Genomic DNA, 17271 nt, shown 5'->3' on the forward strand with positions numbered 1-17271 from the left:
CACGTTCGCCGGGTTGGTCCGGTGGGTAACTGAGCCCACATGGCCGATCGCGACGAGACTCCCCATAAGCGTCTCGGCCGCCGTGAGACGCCGGAGCAGCGCTTCGACCGAAACTGGACCGAGCTGCTCCAGGAGCTGCGGGTCGCGCAGACCGGCGTGCAGATTCTGTTCGCGTTCCTGTTGACGCTGCCGTTCGACCAGCGATTCGCCGGGGTGTCCCAGGGGCAGAAGGCCGCCTATATCGCCACCCTCCTGTGCACCGCCGTGGCCACCCTGTGCCTCATCGCGCCGGTCAGCCACCATCGCATCCTGTTCCGGCGCGGGCGGAAGAGGGAACTGGTCGCGATCAGCAGCAATCTCGCCGGAATCGGGCTGGTGTTTTTGTGGCTGTCGATCGTGGGCGCGGTGTTCCTGGTCTTCGACGTGGTCCTGGGGCCGGCGTGGGCGGTCGCCGTCGGCGGCGCGTTCGCTGTCGCTTTCATCGCGGTCTGGTATCTGTTGCCGGCACTCAAGCGCTGAGCCGCCACGCCATGGCGCGGGAGCGCTCCCACGTGCGATGGACTTCAGCCAGGCGGGCCCATCGGGCCCGCCTGGCGTAGCGGGTCAGGCGAGCCAGACCACCAGGGCGACGACCGCGGCGATCACCACGACGACCGGGACGGCCAGCTTGACCAGCGTCGCCGTGCCGGCCACCTTGGTGAGGTCCACCGCCTCGGCCTCGGGGGAATCGATCACCCGCGTCTCGGGCTGAGTCTCCACCGCGACCGGAGCCGCAGGCTCTTCAACGACCGGAGCCGCCGGCTCATCCGCGACCGGGGCAGCGGTCTCCTCGGCGGCCGGGGTCGCGGGCTCCGCAACGGCCGGGGCCGCGGCCGCCTCGGCCGCCAGCTGCTTCTCGAGGTTGTCGACGAACTGGGTCAGCAGCCGGGTGCTGATGTCCGCGATCGTGCTGCGACCCATCTGCGCCAGCGGTCCGGCGATGTTCAGGTCGGTCTCGACCCGCACCTTCGTCGCCCCGTCGGCGGTGGAGAGGACCGCGGTCACCAGGGCGGACGCGCGGCCCTTGCCGCTGGCGTCGCGCCCCTTCGCCTCGATGACGGCGCGGTGCGCGGTGGCGTCCTGTTCCTTGAAGACCGCGGTACCGGAGAACTGGGCGGTCATCGGCCCGACCTTGACCTTGACCTTCCCCTGGTACTCGTCGCCGCTGACGCCGGTCAGCTGCGCGCCGGGCATGCAGGGGGCGATGCGCTCGATGTCGGTGAGCACCGCCCAGGTCTCATCGATCGGCCTGGCCACGACGAATTCGTTGGTGAGCAACATGGTGAGGGGCACCTCCGTTGAGGGCGTCGAGGAGTGGTTCGACGGCGGCCAGCGAGTGGGCGCTGACCACGGCGTCGCAGTACGGCCACGCCGCCGCCATGCCGCCGACCAGCGGCTGGTAGCGCGGGCTCTGGGTCCGGGGATTGACCCAGACGATGCGGTACGCCAGACGGGACAGCCGGGCCATCTCGGCGCCCACCTGCGCGGGGTCGCCGGTCTCCCAGCCGTCGGAGACGACGAGCACGACGGCGCCGCGGGCCATGCCCCGCCGGCCGTACTCGTCGTTGAAGCGCTTGAGCGCGGCGCCGATGCGGGTGCCGCCCGACCAGTCCGGCGCGGCCCGGCCGGCCCGTTCGAGGGCCACCGCCGGGCGGGTGCGGGCCAGCACCCGGGTGAGCCGCGTCAGCCTCGTGGCGAACGTGAACACCTCGGCACGGGTTGCGCCGGTCGCGCAGTACAACAGCTGGAGCATCGCCCTGGCGTAGGGCTCCATCGAGCCGGAGATGTCACACAGCACCACCAGCCGGCGGGGCTTCTGCTTGCGGGTGCGGCGCGGCAGCCGCAGCGGTTCGCCGCCGCTGCGCCGGGCCCGGCGCAGCGCCGCGCGCAGGTCGACCGAGCGGCCGTCCGGCGCGGCGCGGAACCGGCGGCTGCGCCGGGGCGGGGTCGCGAGCCGCAGCCGCCGCATGAGGGCGGCGAGCTGCGCCAGCTCGTCATCGGTCAGGGTGGCGAAGTCGCGCCCGGCGAGCCGCTCGGCCGCGCTCCCGGCGGTCGCCATCTCGACCTCCACGGCGGGCGACGCTCCAGACTTTTCAGAAATGTCGGAAGTGTCGGTGGAGGAAGCGCTCGCCGTGCCCGATCGGGTCGTCGTGGAGGTGCCCTGCGCGTTCGGATCGCCGCGGAAGTCGGCGACGTCCGCGAAGCCCCGGAAGATGGCGTCGAAGACCCGGTCCAGGATCGGGAACTGCGCCGGATCCCAGGTCAGCGTGGCCCGCGCGCAGCGGTGCAGCTCGTCCACCGTCCGCGGCGCGAGCAGCTCGACCGCGAGCGCGAAGCGGGCGCAGCGGTCCGGTCCGACCGGAAGCCCGGCGTCGTGCAACACCGCGCCGAAGCCAGCGACGAGCCCCGCGAGATCCCCGCGCGGGTCACCCGGCGATGACACCGGCGAGTCCGGCACGGCGGGCCACCTCCTCGTCCTCGCGGTACTTCAGTACCGCGCCGAGGGTGGCGCCGGCCGACGCCTCGTCCAGCGGCAGGCCGAGCAGCCGCAGCGCGTTGGCCCAGCTGATCGCCTCGGCGACGCCCGGCGGCTTGGCCAGGTCGAGCGCGCGCAGCCGGGACACCGCGCCGGCCACGCCGGTGGTGAGCGACTCGGCGGCGCCGGGCACGCGGCGGCGGATGATCGCCGCGACACGTGCGGCGTCGGGGTAGCCGATCCAGTGGTACAGGCAGCGGCGCAGCAGCGCGTCGTGCAGGTCGCGGGTCCGGTTGGAGGTCAGCACCACGACCGGTGGCACGACCGCGGCCCGGGTGCCCAGCTCGGGGATGGTGACCGAGCCCTCGGCGAGCAGCTCGAACAGGAACGCCTCGAACTCGTCGTCGGCCCGGTCGACCTCGTCGATGAGCAGCACCGCCGGGCGCGGGCCGGGGTGCTCGATCGCGGCGAGCAGGGGCCGGCGCAGCAGGTACTCGGGCGCGAAGAGGTCCGCCTCGCGCGGGGTCTCGCCGCGCGCCTCGGCGAGCCGGATGCCGAGCAGCTGGCGCGGGTAGTTCCACTCGTAGAGCGCCTCGGCGGCGCTGAGCCCCTCGTAGCACTGCAGCCGGATGAGTGGCGTGTCCAGCGCCGCGGCGAGCGCGCCGGCCGCGGCCGTCTTGCCCACGCCGGGCTCGCCCTCCAGCAGGATCGGCTGGCCCATCTTCAGCGCCAGGAACAGCGCGGTGCCCAGGGCCGGCTCGGCGAGGTACCCCTGCCGGTCGAGCCCCTCGACCAGCGCGTCGACCGTGTCGATCACAGGTACCGCGCCGGGGCGTCGGCGAAGGCGCGGCGGCAGCCGGTGCCGCAGAAGTAGTACACGACGCCCTCGTGCTGGTAGTGCAGCGCGTCCGGGACGATCGCGACATCCATGGCGCAGACCGGATCCTTCGCGATCCGCACCGCGGAGGGCTTCTCCAGCAGCGGCAGCATGATGTGCTTGGGCGCCTCTGACGCCTCTGGCGCCCCGGCCGGCGGCGCGGTCTGCCGCGGCCGCTTCGAGATGATCTCGGCCAGCACCGACAGCGCGATCTCGGGCGCGGTGCGGGCGCCGACGTCCAGCCCGGCCGGGGCGTGGATGAGGCCCTTCTCGGCGTCGGTGAGCGACAGCTCGGCGAGGACCGCGGCGGCGCGTTTGCGGCTGGCGACGAGGGCGACATATGGGATCCGGGCCTTCACGGCGGCGGTGAGGATCTCGGCCTCGTCGCGCCCGTGCGAGGCGACGATGACGGCGCTCGCGTCCAGCGGGATCGGGGTCCGCGCGCCGGGTGCTGTGCCGCTCGCCCGGGAGCTGTCCCAGCCGACGGCCTGGGCGACGTCGGCCAGGGCGCGGGCGACGGGGGCCTCGCCGTAGACGAAGACCAGCGGCGCTGGGATCATCGCCTCCAGGAAGATTTCGAGGGTACCGCCGGAAAGACAGGGATTGGCGACCGTGAGCAGGCCCTCGGAGCCGGGCCGGTCGTCGGGGCCCTCGTCGTCGGGCGTGATGCGCAGCAGCGTCGACTCGCCCGTCTCCAGCAGCCGAAGCCCCTGGAGACGAACGGTCGACTCGGCACAGGTACCGCCGACGAACCCCTCGATCGTGCCGTCCGACAGCACCAGGGCCCGGTCGCCGGCCTTGGCGCTGGTCGGGCGCTCGGCGCGCACCACGGTCGCGAGCACGAACGGGGTGCGGCCCTCGCGTAGCTGGTCGGCACGGATGAGGAGGTTCATCGGGGGTTCCTTCTCTGCTGGACTAGCTCTGCTGGACTAGCTGATTGCCAGGTCGGTGCGGATCGGGCGGCCCTGCGCGGCCCGCCAGACGTTCGACGGGGTCAGCGGCATGTCGGCGTGCCGCACCCCGAAGGGCTTGAGCGCGTCGAGCACGGCGTTGACCACCGCGGCCGGGGAGCCGACCGTGGCCGACTCGCCGACGCCCTTGGCGCCGATCGGGTGGTGCGGCGACGGGGTGACGGTCTCGCCGAGCTCCCACGAGGGGCACTCCAGCGCCGTCGGCAGCAGGTAGTCCATGAGCGAGGCGCCGAGGTGGTTGCCGTCCTCGTCAAACGCCATGAGCTGCATGAGCGCCATGCCGATGCCGTCGGCGAGGCCGCCGTGCACCTGGCCCTCGACGATCATCGGGTTGATCCGCACGCCGCAGTCGTCGACCGCGATGAACCGCCGCACCTTGACCTGGCCGGTGGCCGGGTCGACGTCGACGACGCAGATGTACGCGCCGAACGGATAGGTGAGGTTCGGCGGGTTGTAGACGGTCGTCGCGTCCAGGTGGCCTTCGACGCCCTCGGGCAGCTCGAGGCTGGAGTGCGCGGCCATCGCGATCTCCTGGATGGTCTTGCCCTGGTCCGGGTCGCCCTTGACGAAGAAGCGGCCCTTCTCCCAGTCGAGGTCGTCCGGGGAGACCTCCAGCATCGCCGAGGCCACGATCCGGGCCCGGTCGCGCACCTTGCGGGCGACGATCGCCGTGGCCGCGCCGGAGACCGGGGTCGAGCGCGACCCGTAGGTGCCCAGGCCGAACGGGGTCTGGTCGGTGTCGCCGTGCACGACCTCGATGTCGTCGGGGGAGATGCCGAGCTCCTCCGCGACGATCTGCGCGAACGTCGTCTCGTGCCCCTGGCCCTGGGTCTGCACCGACAGCCGCAGCACGGCCTTGCCGGTCGGGTGCACGCGCAGCTCGGCGCCGTCGGCCATGCCCAGCCCGAGGATGTCCATGTGCTTGCGCGGGCCGGCGCCCACGCCCTCGGTGAAGAAGCTGATGCCGATGCCCATGTACTCGCCGCGCTCGCGCTTCTCGGCCTGCTCCTGGCGCAGCTTCTCGTACTCGACCATGTCCATGGCCAGGCGCAGCGCCTTCGGGTAGTCGCCCGAGTCGTACTCCCAGCCGGTGGGGGTCGTGTACGGGAACTGCTCCGGCTTGAGCAGGTTCTTCATGCGCAGCTCGGCCGGGTCCATCTTCAGCTCGTAGGCCAGCACGTCGATCATGCGCTCGACGAGGTACACGGCCTCGGTGATGCGGAACGAGCAGGCGTACGCCACGCCGCCCGGCGCCTTGTTGGTGTACACGCCGGTGACGTCGCAGGACGCCGCCTCCAGGTCGTAGGACCCGGTGAAGATGTGGAAGAAGCCGGCCGGGAACTTCGTCGGCTGCGCGGTGCCGTTGAAGGCGCCGTGGTCGGCGAGCACGTTGACCCGCAGGGCGCGGATCTTGCCGTCCTTCGTCGCCGCGATCTCGCCGCGCATGTGGTAGTCGCGGGCGAACGCGGTGGCGGTCAGGTGCTCGTTGCGGTCCTCCATCCACTTGACCGGCTTGCCGGTGACGATCGAGCCGACGATCGCCAGCACGTAGCCGGGGTAGATGCCGACCTTGCCGCCGAAGCCGCCGCCGATGTCCGGCGAGACGACCCGGATCTTGTGTTCGGGCAGCCCGGCGACGAGCGCGTACACCGTGCGGTGCGCGTGCGGCGCCTGCGTGGTCGAGTAGATGGTCAGCTTGCCGCTGACCTTGTCGAAGTCGGCAACCGCGCCGCAGGTCTCCAGGGGCGACGGGTGCACCCGTGGGTACAGCACGTCCTCGGCCACGACCACCTCGGCCTCGGCGAAGACCGCGGCGGTCTTCTCCTTGTCCCCGGCGCTCCAGTCGAAGATGTGGTTGTCGGTCTTGCCCTCCTTGTCGTCCCGGATGACCGGGGCGCCGGGCGCGAGGGCCTGCTTCGCGTCGGCGATGACCGGCAGCGGCTCGTACTCGACCTCGATCAGCTCCAGGGCGTCGCGCGCGATGTAGTGGTTCTCCGCCACCACGAACGCGACCTCCTGGTTCTGGAAGCGCACCTTGTCGGTCGCGAGCACCGCCTGGGTGTCGTACGACAGGGTGGGCATCCAGGCCAGCTTGAGCGTCTCCAGCGTCGCGCCGGTGATGACGGCCTTGACGCCGGGCAGCGCCTCGGCGGCGCTGGTGTCGATCGAGACGATCTTCGCGTGCGCGTAGGGGCTGCGCAGGAACGAGCCGTGCAGCATGCCGGGCAGCTGGATGTCGTCGACGTAGTTGCCCTTGCCCCGGACGAACCGCGCGTCCTCCTTGCGGTGCATCCGCCCGAAGCCCATCGGCGTGGGATTCTCGGTCACGGTCATGGCTGCGCACCCTCCTTCGCCTGGTGCTCGGCCGCCCAGCGGACCGACCGGACGATGTTCTCGTAGCCTGTGCACCGGCACAGCTGGCCGGAGATGGCCTCCCGGATCTCCTGCTCGGAGGGGTCGGGGTTCTCGTTGAGCAGGGCGCGGGCGGTGATCATCATGCCCGGCGTGCAGAAGCCGCACTGCAAGCCGTGGCACTGCACGAAGCCCTGCTGCACCGGGTCGAGCCCGTCGGGGCCCTCCAGCCCCTCCACCGTGCCGACCTGCTTGCCGTCGGCCATGACCGCCAGCACCGTGCAGGACTTCACGGGCACGCCGTCCAGCGTCACGGTGCACACGCCGCAGTTGGACGTGTCGCAGCCCCAGTGCGTACCCGTGAGGCCTAGCTCGTTGCGCAAGAAGTGCACCAGCAGGAGCCGGGGCTCCACGTCGCGGGTGTGCTGCTCGCCGTTCACCGTAACGGTGATCTGCATGTCCTAGGCCTCCTGCCCTCGCGCGCGGGCGGTCGCGGCGCGCAGCGCGCGCACGGTGAGCTCGCCGGCGAGGTGCCGCTTGTAGTCGACCGGTCCGCGCTGGTCCGCGACCGGGTTGGTGTTTTCGGCGGCGATGCGCCCTGCCTCGGCGAACGTCTCCTCGGTGGCCGGCTTGCCGGCGAGGAACGCCTCGGCCTCGGCAGCGCGGAAGTGCTCGGCGCCGACGGCGGAGAGACCGATCCCGGCGGTCCGGATCGTGTCCTGGTCCAGCCAGACGGCGGCACCGGCGGCCGCGACCGCCCAGTCGCCGACGCGGCGCTCCACCTTGTGGTACGCCGAGCCGCCGCCGGGCCGGATCGGGACCCGGATCTCGGTGAGCAGCTCGCCGGGCTCGACGACGGTCTCGTACGGGCCCACGTGGAACTCGGTGAGCGGCACGGTGCGCGACCCCCGCGCACCCTGGATCACCACCGAGGCGTCGACCGCGGCGAACGCGGCGGAGAGGTCCTCGGACGGATCGGCCTGGCACAGGGAGCCGCCGACGGTACCGCGGTTGCGCACCAGGGGGTCGGCGATCACGCGCTCGGCGTCGGCGAAGATGCGGTAGTGCTCCTCGACGAGCGGCGAGGCGAGCAGCTCCGCGTGCCGAGTGAGCGCGCCGATGCGCAGATCACCGCCCTCGACCCGGATGTATGAGAGCTCGGCCACATCGTTGATGTCGATGAGTGCTGTCGGGCGGGCCAGGCGCAGCTTCATCATCGGGATGAGGCTGTGGCCGCCGGCGATCACGCGGGCGTCCTCACCCCATTGAGTCAGCAGCTCCAGGGTCTGCCCGACGCTTGTGGCTTTCGCGTATTCGAATGCGGCGGGTACTTGCATCGCGCCTCCGGTCTTTTCGGGTCCGGACAATGAGTCGAAGGTCGACAGAATCGTCGTCCTAAAGCCGAGATCGGACAACTCCGCCTGCGTAGCCGGACTGTATACACAACGTAGTTTCCGTTGCCCAGGCCCACATGCGTGTCAGTGCAAATTGCAAAATTGAAGACGTGGGCGGGCGCAAACGGGCGATGGGTGTCGTCGAGCAGATCGACGCGGGTGTTGCGGAGCTGCGCCCGGACGACGGGCGGCCCGGCCGCTGGACGCTGCTGATCGACGGATATCCGCAGTCGGCGCTCGACCTTTCGGATCCGCGGCTGCTGGACTTCGAATACATGCGCCGCATCGCCTCGGTCGCCGACGCGATGGCCCCGGCCGGCGCGCCGCTCTCGGTGCTGCACCTGGGCGGGGGTGCGCTGACCATCCCGCGGTACGTGGCCGCCACCCGCCCCGGCTCCTCCCAGCGCGTGGTCGAGCTCGACGCGGCGCTCACCGCGTTCGTGCGGCGCGAGCTGCCGCTGCCCCGCGGCGCCGACATCCGGGTCCGGGCGGCCGACGCCCGGGCCGCGGTCGAGTCGCTCGCCCCGGGCCGCTTCGATCTGGTCGTCGCCGACGTCTACCGTGGCGCCCGGGTCCCGGCGCACCTCGCGTCACTGGAGTTCCTGACCGCGGCCGCGCGGCTGCTGCGCCCCGGCGGCCTCTACGTGGCCAACCTGGCCGACGGCTCCGGCCTGGCCTTCGCCCGCGGCCAGGCGGCGACCTTGCGCCGCGTGTACGGCGAGATCGTGCTCCTCGCGGAGCCGGGCGTCCTGCGCGGCCGGCGGTTCGGCAACGTGGTCCTGGTGGCCTCCGCCGAGCCCGGCCGCATCCCGCAGGCCTCGCTGGCCCGCGCCGCCGCCGCGGACCCGTTTCCGGCCAGGCTGGTCTCCGGCGACGATCTGACGAAGCTCATCGGCGGCGCGCGCGTGGTGACCGACGCGACCGCCACGTCCTCTCCCGCGCCACCCGCCGGCCTGTTCTAGGCGCTCTGCTGGGTCGCTGTTGTTACCGACCAGTGGTCGGGATCGTGCTTAGGGATCGTTCAGGAACCGCTTACAGTTCGTGGATGCTCGAATTCGACACCGTTCCCGCCGCCCGCCGCCCGGCCGAGGAGCGCGCCGCCCTGCTCGCCGATCCGGGTTTCGGCCGGGTCTTCACCGACCACATGGTCACCATTCGGTACGCCGAGTCCAAGGGATGGTACGACGCCCGCCTGGTGCCCTTCGGGCCGCTCTCGCTCTCGCCCGCCACCGCCGCGCTGCACTACGGCCAGGAGATCTTCGAGGGCCTCAAGGCGTATGTGATGCCCGACGGCGGCGTGGGGCTCTTTCGCCCCGAGGCCAACGCCCGCCGCCTGAACGCGACGGCCGAACGGCTCGCCATGCCGCACCTGCCCGAAGAGCTGTTCCTGCGCGCGGTGTGGACGCTGGTCGAGGCCGACCGCGACTGGGTGCCGGCGGGCGAGGGGCAGAGCCTCTACATCCGCCCGTTCATGATCGCCATGGACCCCTTCCTCGGCGTGCGGCCGTCCCTGGAGTACCTCTTCGCGGTCATCGCCTCGCCCTCGGGCGCCTACTTCGCCGGCGGCGCCAAGCCGGTCACGGTCTGGGTGTCGCAGGACTACTCGCGCGCGGCGCCCGGCGGCACCGGCGCGGTCAAGGCCGCCGCCAACTACGCCGTCAGCCTTCGCGCCCAGGCCCAGGCCCAGGACGCGGGCTGCGACCAGGTGGTCTTCCTCGACGCCGTGGAGCACCGGTGGATCGAGGAGTCGGGGAGCATGAACCTCTTCTTCGTGTACGAGCGGGATGGCGCGCCGCTGCTCGTCACCCCGCCGCTGAACGGCTCGATCCTGCCGGGCGTGACCCGCGACTCGGTCCTGACGCTGGCCCGCCACCGCGGCTGGGGCGTCGAGGAGCGGCCGTACTCGGTGGACGAGTGGCGCACGGACGCCGCGACCGGTGACCTGCGCGAGACCTTCGCCTGCGGCACGGGCGTCGTCATCACGTCGATCGGCACCGCGCGGTCCCGCGACGGCGAGTTTCTCATCGGCGGCGCGCAGGAGGGCCCGGTGACGTCGTCGATCCGCGATGCGATCGTCGGCATCCAGCGCGGCCTGGCCGACGACCCCTTCGGCTGGTCCCGTCGTTCCTGACCCGCGTCGGCCGCTCAGGCATCGACGAGCTCCGCGTCGGGTTGCCGGCTCGTCGCCCATCGTCCTGTCGTGAGCGTACCGATGGCCAGGATGACGGCGCCGCACCCGGCGATGATCCACCAGCCCGCGTGGCTCGCCGGGCTGAAGCCGGCGGGCAGCGGGCGGCCTCGCAGGCCGGCGGTGAGCACGGCGCCGAGGACGGCGATGCCGAGCACCGAGCCGAACTGGCGACTGGTCGAGGCGAACGCGGACGCGACGCCGGCCTGGGCGGTGGGCAGGCCGGAAACCGCGGTGACCGTGATCGGCGGGTTGACCATGGCGAAGCCGATACCGAACGAGAAGTACGCGGCCAGCACCAGCACCATCGGCGTGTGCGGCGTGAGCGCCGTCAGCAGCAGCCCGCTGACGGCGATGCCGGCGCCGCCGACGAGCAGCGACGGGCGCGGGCCGCTGGCGCCGACCAGCCGGCCCGAGAGCGGGCCGAGGACCAGGGCGCTCGCCGCGATCGGCAGGGTGAGCAGGCCGGCGTGCAGCGGGGAGAAGCCGCGCACCTCCTGCAGGTAGAGGGTGTTGAGCAGCAGGAAGCCGGCGAGCGCGCCGAACGCGGCGACGGCGATCGAGGTGGCGCCGGAGAACGGGGGGCTGCGGAACAGCCTGACGTCCACGAGCGGCTCGGCTCGGCGCGGCTCCACCAGCAGCAGTGCCCCGAGCGCCACGAGCGCCACAACACCGGCCACGAGCTCGTGCTCGATGATCGCGTAGGTGGCGCTGGCCAGCAGTACCAGGACGATGGCCTGGCCGGGCAGGTCGACCCGCCGGGGCCGCGGGGCGCGCGACTCGGGCACGAACAGCGCGGTGAGCACGACGGCGGCCATGCCGATCGGCACGTTGATCCCGAAGATGGCACGCCAGCCGGTGCTCTGGACCAGCAAGCCGCCGACCACCGGGCCGAGCGCCATGCTGATGCCGACCACGCCGGCCCACACGCCGATGGCCCGGGCGCGCTCGCGCCGGTCGGTGAACACGTTCGTGATGATGGACATGGCGACCGGGTTGAGCATCGAGCCCCCGATCGCCTGCACCACCCGGAAGGCGATCAGCCAGCCGAGTGAGGGGGCCAGGCCGCAGAGCAGCGAGCCGATCGAGAACACCACCAGCCCGGTCTGAAAGGTCCGGCGGCGTCCGACGCGGTCGGCGGTGGAGCCGGCCATGAGCAGGAGGCTGGCCAGGACAAGGGTGTACGCGTCGATCGTCCACTGCAGGCCGGAGAGCGGGGCCCGCAGGTCGCGGCCGATCGCCGGCACCGCGATGTTCACGATCGTGTTGTCGAGGCCGACCATGAGCAGGCTGATGCAACAGATGCCGAGAATGAGCAGGCGCCGGCTGCGTGCTTGTACGGCCATAACTGTCACGTTCGTACAGCCAAGCGCCCGGCGCCAAGCCGTGCGGCCCGATATCACCTCGCCGGTGAGACGCGGGTGTTCGACGCGATTCGCCTGGACGGCAGTCGTTACGCCACCGCGCAGGCCGCCGCCATCAGCCGTCGTCGCCCGCCGCCGGGAAGCGGACTTCGGCGATGAGGCCACCCTCCGCCCGGGCGTGGAGGACGAGCCGGGCGTGGTGAGCCTCGCTCACGCTGCGCGCGAGCGTCAGCCCGAGCCCGTGTCCTCTGCCCGGACCGGCCACGCGACCGTGGCCACGGACGAACGGCTCGGTCAGCGTGGCGACGAGTTCCTCCGAGAGCGCCGCGCCGGTGTTCTCGACGACGAGGCTCACGTCCGCCGACGTTCGGTCGACCGTGATCCGGATGCGGCCGTCCCGCACGTTGTGCCGTACCGCGTTCTGCACGAGGTTGGCCACCGCCTGCCGAAGGAGCGCCGGATCGCCGGCGATCGTGGCCGGCACCAGTTCGGCCCCGACGGTGAGGCCGAGTGCCCCTGCCGCGGACTCCTCGACGCGCAGGGCGTCGTGGACGAGCGCGTCGAGCCGCACGCGCTCATGGCGCAGCTGTCCGCCGCCGGCGTCGGCGAGGGCCAGGAGAGACTCGATCGTCTCGCGGTTGCGCTGGTTCATCTCGCGGACCCGCTCCGCCGTCCGGCGCAGCGTGGGCAGATCGGCGTCCGGGTCGGCGAGCGCGACATCCAGCAGGGTCTGCGTGGTCGCGATCGGAGTGCGCAGCTCGTGGGAGGCGTTGGCGGCGAAACGCTGGTGCTCGCCGACGGATCGTTCCAGCCGCGCGAGCATGTCGTCGAGCGTCTCCGAGAGGTCGCGCAGTTCGTCGTGCGGCCCGTCGCCGCTGACACGCTGCGTGAGGTCGCCCGCCGCCGCGCTCTTGGCCACGCGGTTGATCGCCTGCAGGGGGCGCAGCATCCGGCCCGCGATGACCCAGCCGACCAGGGCGCCGAGCAGCGCGAGGATGAGGAAGGCGCCGATGGAGACCGCCAAGAGCAACGTGAAGACGTCGTTCGCGTTGTTGACCTCAGGGGCCGCGAACACGGAGTTGAGATTGGTCGGGGTGCTCGAAGCCAGCGGAGACGCTTGCGGGGCGGCGGTCGGCAGGTTGTCGAGGGGCCCGACGCCCGCCGCCGGCGTGAGCGCGTAGGCGGGCACGTACCGCATGAACACGTACACCACGCCGAGCATCAGGGCGCCGGTGACCGCGAGCAGCGCGGCGTATGTGACGGCGAGTCTGGCACGGAGGGTGAACCGGCGCTGTCCCCGGCTCATGTGCCGAACCGGTATCCGCTGCCGGGCACCGTCTCGATCACCGACGGGGATCCGAGCCGCTTGCGCAGATTTGAGATCGTCACCCTGATCGTGTTGGTGAAGGGGTCCGCGTTGGCGTCCCACGCCTTCTCCAACAGGGTCTCCGCGCTGATCACTCCGCCGTCCGCGCGCATCAGCACGTGGAGCACCGCGAACTCCTTCCGGGTCAGTCGCACGAGCCGGCCATTCCGGTAGACCTCCCGCCGGAACGGATCGATCCGCACCCCGGCGCTCTCGATGACCGGGGGCCGGGCCTGCGCCGAGCGGCGCTCGAGTGCCCGCAGCCGGGCCACCAGCTCGGGGAAGTCGAAGGGTTTCGCCAGGTAGTCGTCGGCGCCGAGCTCGAAGCCGCTCACCTTGTCGCCGAGACCGCCGGCGGCCGTCAGCATCAGCACCCGGCAGGCCGGGCGGTTGGACACCACCCACGCGCAGACGTCGTCGCCGTGGAGGCCGGGGAGGTCACGGTCGAGCACAACCACGTCATAGTCGTTCGCGCTCAGCTCGTCGACCGCGCGCTCACCGTCGTGCACGAGGTCGGCCGCGATCGTCTCCCGCCGCAGTCCGGTCTGGATCGCCTCGCCGAGGTAGACCTCGTCCTCCACGATCAGCACACGCATGGCGCCCCCTTACGGTTTCCCGGGCATTTCACCACATGCGCTGTCACGGAAACATAAAGGAATCCTTGAACGCGGCTGAAACACAACCCTCCGTTGACTGGACTCAGCGCTCGCACCGAGTGTCTCGAAACGGAAGGGCACGTTCATGACCCTCAGCACCCGTTCTCCCGGCCGCCTCGCGGCGATTTTGGCGGTGCCCGCACTGCTTTTCGCGCTCACCGGATGTGGGGACGGCGGCGCCGCGAGTGGCTCCTCCTCCGCCGCACCGGCCGCCGACTCCCGCCAGGCCTGGATGCTCAAGTACGCGCAGTGCCTGCGCGACAACGGTGTCGATGTGAAGGACCCGGAGCCCGGCCCGGGCGACAGCGTGAACATGAACGCCTGGGAGGCGCCGGGGGCGGTCTTGGACAAGTGCGCGGCGAAGGTAGGCAACTTGCCGCCCCTGAGCAAGGAAGAGAAGGCGAAGCACGACCAGGAGACGCAAAAGGTGTTGCTCAAGATAGTGGGTTGCTACCGCGAAAACGGCGTGAATGTGCCGGATCCCGTGCCCGGCGAAGCGCTGAACATCCCGGCTGGTACGCCCAAGAACGTGCTCGACAAATGCGGCGGCGCCGTGGGCTCGCTCACGCCGGCTGGGGAATGATGACGTCCCCGGATGACGCGCCTCAGGCGCGCCGCCGGCGGAAGAGGAACGGCTGGACGGTGGCCGCGGTCGTCGCCGCCCTCGTGGTGGTGGGCGGCGGGGCGGCTTTCGCCGCCGCGGCGCTCGCTGAACCTCCGGCCCCGCGCAAGCACCTCACCGCCGGAAAGGCGCCGATCGAGCGCGGAACGCTCTCCGGCTCGGTGAAGTCCTCCGGCACGCTGGCGTACGCCGACCCGCGCGATGTCGGGTCGAAGCTGTCCGGAGTGCTCACGGCGGCGCCGCAGCCGGGTGCGACCGTGAGCGTAGGCCAGCCGCTCTTCTCGGTGGACAACGTCCCGGTGTTCCTCCTCCAGGGTTCGCTCCCGGCCTGGCGGTCGTTCGAGTCCGGGATGGGCGACGGCCCCGACGTCCAGCAACTCGAGGAGAACCTGAAGACGCTCGGCTTCTTCGACGGCAAGCCGGACCGGAAGTTCACGTCGAAGACCACGTCGGCGATCGTCGCCTGGCAGAAGGCGACCGGTCAGCAGCGGACCGGTCGTGTCGACCTTGGTCGGATCGTGTTCGACCAGGGGGATGTGCGCGTCCAGTCCGTCAAGGCGCAGCGGGGCGGCTCCGTTGGCGGGGGCGCCGCGGTGTTGTCGGTCACCGAGCTCCAGAAACGGGTGTCCGTGAAGCTTCAGCTGGCGAATCAGCAGCTGGCGAAGCTCGGCGGCGCGGTGGAGATCACGCTCCCGAACGGCACGCGGACCAACGGAAAGGTCCTCTCGGTCGGCACACCCCAGCAGGAAGGCGACAAGGACAACGTCGTCATCCCGGTTGTCGTGACGCTCGACGACCCGGCGGCCGGCGGCGATCTGCAGCAGGCCGGTGTGACGGTCAGCTTCCCGGCCGAGACCCGCGAGAACGTGCTCTCGATTCCGGTCGCCGCACTGATCGCACTCGATGACACGCACTTCGGCGTCGAAGTGGTGCGCTCGGACGGCACGGTCGATCGCGTCCCGGTCAAGACGGGGCTGTTCGCGGCCGGTCGCGTCGAGATCTCCGGCGACGGGCTGGAGGCGGGACAGAACGTGGTGATCCCGAAGATATGAACGAGATCATCCGGCTCGACGGTGTCGAGCGCGGCTACGGCCAGCCGTCGGTACTCGCTTGCGCGGGTGTCAGCCTGTCGATCAACCAGGGCGAGCTCGTGGCCGTCGTCGGCCCGAGCGGGTCCGGCAAGTCCACGCTGCTCAACCTGATCGGCACCCTCGACCGGCCGACCGCCGGCTCGGCGACGATCGCCGGGGTGGACGTGCGGCGCATGTCGGACGCGGACCTGTCGGCGCTGAGGGCGTATCGCATCGGGTTCGTGTTCCAGCAGTTCCATCTGGCAGAGGGCGTTGCGGCGCTCGACATCGTGGCGGACGGAATGCTCTACTCCGGCGTACCGCGAGCCGAGCGCCGGCGCCGTGCCCGGCTCGCCCTGGAGCGTGTCGGTCTCGGTCATCGCACCGGCCACAGGCCGAACCAGCTCTCCGGCGGTGAACGCCAGCGGGTCGCGATCGCCCGCGCCGTCGTCGGCGATCCGGTGCTGCTGCTCGCGGACGAACCGACCGGCAATCTGGACTCGGAATCGGGCGCCTCGGTCGTCGCGCTGCTTCGCGAACTGAACAGCTCGGGCACGACGGTCGTCGTCATCACACACGACGCGGAACTCGCCGCGGCTTTCCCCCGTCGCATCGCGATGCGCGACGGTCGGGTCATCTCGGACTCGCGCGCCAACCAGTGCGAGACCGTCCAGAGCGAGGAGCATGCCGTATGACCGGCACCCATCCCGGCGCCCCGCGTTCCGCCCTGCTGCCGGCCGACATCGCACGCCTTGCGGTTGCCGGAGTGCGGGTCCGCCCGCTGCGCGCCGTCCTCTCGGCGCTCGGCATCGCCATCGGCATCGCGGCGATGCTCGCCGTCGTCGGCATCTCCGCGTCAAGTCAGCAGCGAGTGAACGAGCAGCTCACCAGCCTGGGCACCAATCTCTTGCGCGCCGAACCGGCCAGGAACCTCTTCGGGGAGCAGACCAAGCTGCCTCCGGAAACCATCGACAAAGTCCGACTCGTCGATGGTGTCGAGGCGGCGAGCGGCGTCGCGGTGCTCCCGGCGGTCAACGTGTACCGCAGTGAGCTGATCGATCCGGCGGCGACCGCCGGCCTTCAGGTGGTCGCGGCTGACCTGGGCCTGCTCGATGTCACCCGGAGCGGGCTGAGCGTCGGCGCCTGGCTGAATCCCGCCACGTCGACCTTCCCCTCGGTCGTCCTGGGCGCCACCGCCGCCGAACGGCTGGGCGTGGTGAAACCGGGCGTACAGGTGTGGCTGGGTGGCCGGTCGTTCACGGTGGTCGGCATCCTGGCCGCGTCACCGCTGGCGCCCGAGTTGGACACCGCCGCCCTGATCGGCGGTCCGGCCGCGGCCAGGCTGTTCGGCTGGAAGGGCAACCCGTCGACCGTCTACGCACGGTCGGTCGAGGCCGCCTTCAACCGGGTCCGTTCCCTGCTGCCAGGCACGGTCCAGCCGCAGTTCCCGAGCGATGTGAGCGTCTCACGGCCCTCCGACGCGCTCGCCGCGAAGGCCGCGATCGATCAGGCCTTCACCGGCCTGCTCGTCGGGCTCGGCGCTATCGCACTCCTCGTCGGCGGGATCGGCGTCGCCAACACAATGATCATCTCTGTCATCGAACGCCACCGGGAGGTCGGTTTGCGCCGCGCCCTCGGCGCGACCCGGGCGCACATCCGGGGCCAGTTCCTCGCCGAGGCACTCGTGCTTTCCGCGTTCGGCGGCGTCATAGGCGCGGTCCTCGGCGTCGTGGTCACCGCGGTGATCGCCCCGCTCAACGACTGGCCGATCGTCGTTCCTCCCCTGGCCATGGTTGTGGGACTGGCCTGCACGCTCGTGATCGGCGCCGCCGCCGGGCTCTACCCGGCCGCGCGTGCGGCGCGAATCCCGCCGACGACGGCCTTGAACAGCTGAGG

At 71.5% G+C, this 17271-nt stretch carries 17 protein-coding genes; 7 read left to right on the top strand and 10 right to left on the bottom strand.

Annotation, left to right across the window (positions count from 1 at the left end; genetic code table 11):
• The first annotated feature begins 39 nt into the window (after positions 1-39).
• Positions 40-519, top strand: a complete 480-nt coding sequence (locus ABT297_RS00880; protein ID WP_350543117.1) for a DUF6328 family protein — start codon at positions 40-42, stop codon at positions 517-519.
• An 84-nt stretch (positions 520-603) separates the two neighbouring features.
• On the opposite strand, the gene ABT297_RS00885 is transcribed toward ABT297_RS00880, so the two are convergent.
• From ABT297_RS00885 to ABT297_RS00915, 7 genes are read right to left on the bottom strand one after another with little or no spacing between them, the layout of a single operon-like run.
• Positions 604-1320, bottom strand: a complete 717-nt coding sequence (locus ABT297_RS00885; protein WP_350543119.1) for an SRPBCC family protein — start codon at positions 1318-1320, stop codon at positions 604-606.
• The gene (locus ABT297_RS00890; protein WP_350543121.1) at positions 1277-2497 is read right to left on the bottom strand and encodes a vWA domain-containing protein; all 1221 of its coding nucleotides are present in this window, start codon (positions 2495-2497) and stop codon (positions 1277-1279) included. The genes ABT297_RS00885 and ABT297_RS00890 overlap by 44 nt, the downstream gene beginning before the upstream one ends.
• Complete coding sequence (locus ABT297_RS00895) at positions 2466-3332, bottom strand: AAA family ATPase (RefSeq protein WP_502885465.1); 867 nt, start codon at positions 3330-3332, stop codon at positions 2466-2468. The genes ABT297_RS00890 and ABT297_RS00895 overlap by 32 nt, the downstream gene beginning before the upstream one ends.
• The gene (locus tag ABT297_RS00900) at positions 3329-4285 is read right to left on the bottom strand and encodes an XdhC family protein (protein WP_350543123.1); all 957 of its coding nucleotides are present in this window, start codon (positions 4283-4285) and stop codon (positions 3329-3331) included. The genes ABT297_RS00895 and ABT297_RS00900 overlap by 4 nt, the downstream gene beginning before the upstream one ends.
• Positions 4286-4321: 36 nt before the next feature.
• Positions 4322-6697 (bottom strand): aerobic carbon-monoxide dehydrogenase large subunit, encoded by a 2376-nt coding sequence (locus tag ABT297_RS00905; RefSeq protein ID WP_350543125.1) that lies wholly within the window; start codon positions 6695-6697, stop codon positions 4322-4324.
• Positions 6694-7173 (bottom strand): (2Fe-2S)-binding protein, encoded by a 480-nt coding sequence (locus tag ABT297_RS00910; protein ID WP_350543127.1) that lies wholly within the window; start codon positions 7171-7173, stop codon positions 6694-6696. The genes ABT297_RS00905 and ABT297_RS00910 overlap by 4 nt, the downstream gene beginning before the upstream one ends.
• Positions 7174-7176: 3 nt before the next feature.
• Positions 7177-8052 (bottom strand): FAD binding domain-containing protein, encoded by an 876-nt coding sequence (locus ABT297_RS00915; RefSeq protein WP_350543129.1) that lies wholly within the window; start codon positions 8050-8052, stop codon positions 7177-7179.
• Between the two features lie 167 nt (positions 8053-8219).
• Here ABT297_RS00915 and ABT297_RS00920 point away from each other — a divergent pair, with 167 nt between their 5' ends.
• Together ABT297_RS00920 and ABT297_RS00925 are read left to right on the top strand one after the other, a co-directional pair.
• Positions 8220-9071, top strand: a complete 852-nt coding sequence (locus ABT297_RS00920; RefSeq protein WP_350543131.1) for a spermidine synthase — start codon at positions 8220-8222, stop codon at positions 9069-9071.
• An 83-nt stretch (positions 9072-9154) separates the two neighbouring features.
• Positions 9155-10240, top strand: coding sequence for a branched-chain amino acid aminotransferase (locus tag ABT297_RS00925; protein ID WP_350543133.1), 1086 nt, complete (start codon positions 9155-9157; stop codon positions 10238-10240).
• A gap of 14 nt (positions 10241-10254) precedes the next feature.
• Here the strand turns inward: ABT297_RS00925 and ABT297_RS00930 are convergent, their stop codons facing one another.
• The 3 genes from ABT297_RS00930 to ABT297_RS00940 form a co-directional block, all read right to left on the bottom strand.
• Positions 10255-11643, bottom strand: coding sequence for an MFS transporter (locus tag ABT297_RS00930; RefSeq protein ID WP_350543135.1), 1389 nt, complete (start codon positions 11641-11643; stop codon positions 10255-10257).
• A gap of 133 nt (positions 11644-11776) precedes the next feature.
• On the bottom strand, positions 11777-12967 hold the full coding sequence (locus tag ABT297_RS00935; protein WP_350543137.1) for a sensor histidine kinase: 1191 nt from the start codon (positions 12965-12967) through the stop codon (positions 11777-11779).
• Positions 12964-13623 carry a response regulator transcription factor gene (locus ABT297_RS00940; protein ID WP_350543139.1) on the bottom strand — a complete coding sequence of 220 codons (660 nt, stop codon included), beginning with the start codon at positions 13621-13623 and terminating at the stop codon, positions 12964-12966. Before ABT297_RS00940 ends, ABT297_RS00935 begins: the two co-directional genes overlap by 4 nt.
• 145 nt (positions 13624-13768) lie before the next feature.
• On the opposite strand from ABT297_RS00940, the gene ABT297_RS00945 reads away from it, so the two are divergent.
• From ABT297_RS00945 to ABT297_RS00960, 4 genes are read left to right on the top strand one after another with little or no spacing between them, the layout of a single operon-like run.
• Positions 13769-14266: a hypothetical protein gene (locus tag ABT297_RS00945; protein WP_350543141.1), complete on the top strand. Its 498-nt coding sequence runs from the start codon at positions 13769-13771 to the stop codon at positions 14264-14266.
• Positions 14267-14325: 59 nt separating this feature from the next.
• The gene (locus tag ABT297_RS00950; RefSeq protein ID WP_350543143.1) at positions 14326-15357 is read left to right on the top strand and encodes a peptidoglycan-binding protein; all 1032 of its coding nucleotides are present in this window, start codon (positions 14326-14328) and stop codon (positions 15355-15357) included.
• 5 nt (positions 15358-15362) lie between these two features.
• Entirely contained in the window at positions 15363-16070 is a 708-nt protein-coding gene (locus ABT297_RS00955; protein ID WP_502885470.1) for an ABC transporter ATP-binding protein, read from the top strand.
• Positions 16067-17269 (top strand): ABC transporter permease, encoded by a 1203-nt coding sequence (locus ABT297_RS00960; protein WP_350543147.1) that lies wholly within the window; start codon positions 16067-16069, stop codon positions 17267-17269. The genes ABT297_RS00955 and ABT297_RS00960 overlap by 4 nt, the downstream gene beginning before the upstream one ends.
• Positions 17270-17271 lie beyond the last annotated feature (2 nt).

The organism is Dactylosporangium sp. NPDC000555 (assembly GCF_040300025.1).
Taxonomy (GTDB): Bacteria; Actinomycetota; Actinomycetes; order Mycobacteriales; family Micromonosporaceae; genus Dactylosporangium.

What these genes read in the sequence shown, in the direction of transcription:
- ABT297_RS00880 (WP_350543117.1), top strand. Translation starts at nt 40, where the DNA reads ATGGCCGATCGCGACGAGACTCCCCATAAGCGTCTCGGCCGCCGTGAG.
- ABT297_RS00885 (WP_350543119.1), bottom strand. Translation starts at nt 1,320, where the DNA reads ATGTTGCTCACCAACGAATTCGTCGTGGCCAGGCCGATCGATGAGACC.
- ABT297_RS00900 (WP_350543123.1), bottom strand. Translation starts at nt 4,285, where the DNA reads ATGAACCTCCTCATCCGTGCCGACCAGCTACGCGAGGGCCGCACCCCG.
- ABT297_RS00905 (WP_350543125.1), bottom strand. Translation starts at nt 6,697, where the DNA reads ATGACCGTGACCGAGAATCCCACGCCGATGGGCTTCGGGCGGATGCAC.
- ABT297_RS00910 (WP_350543127.1), bottom strand. Translation starts at nt 7,173, where the DNA reads ATGCAGATCACCGTTACGGTGAACGGCGAGCAGCACACCCGCGACGTG.
- ABT297_RS00915 (WP_350543129.1), bottom strand. Translation starts at nt 8,052, where the DNA reads ATGCAAGTACCCGCCGCATTCGAATACGCGAAAGCCACAAGCGTCGGG.
- ABT297_RS00925 (WP_350543133.1), top strand. Translation starts at nt 9,155, where the DNA reads ATGCTCGAATTCGACACCGTTCCCGCCGCCCGCCGCCCGGCCGAGGAG.
- ABT297_RS00930 (WP_350543135.1), bottom strand. Translation starts at nt 11,643, where the DNA reads ATGGCCGTACAAGCACGCAGCCGGCGCCTGCTCATTCTCGGCATCTGT.
- ABT297_RS00935 (WP_350543137.1), bottom strand. Translation starts at nt 12,967, where the DNA reads ATGAGCCGGGGACAGCGCCGGTTCACCCTCCGTGCCAGACTCGCCGTC.
- ABT297_RS00940 (WP_350543139.1), bottom strand. Translation starts at nt 13,623, where the DNA reads ATGCGTGTGCTGATCGTGGAGGACGAGGTCTACCTCGGCGAGGCGATC.
- ABT297_RS00945 (WP_350543141.1), top strand. Translation starts at nt 13,769, where the DNA reads ATGACCCTCAGCACCCGTTCTCCCGGCCGCCTCGCGGCGATTTTGGCG.
- ABT297_RS00960 (WP_350543147.1), top strand. Translation starts at nt 16,067, where the DNA reads ATGACCGGCACCCATCCCGGCGCCCCGCGTTCCGCCCTGCTGCCGGCC.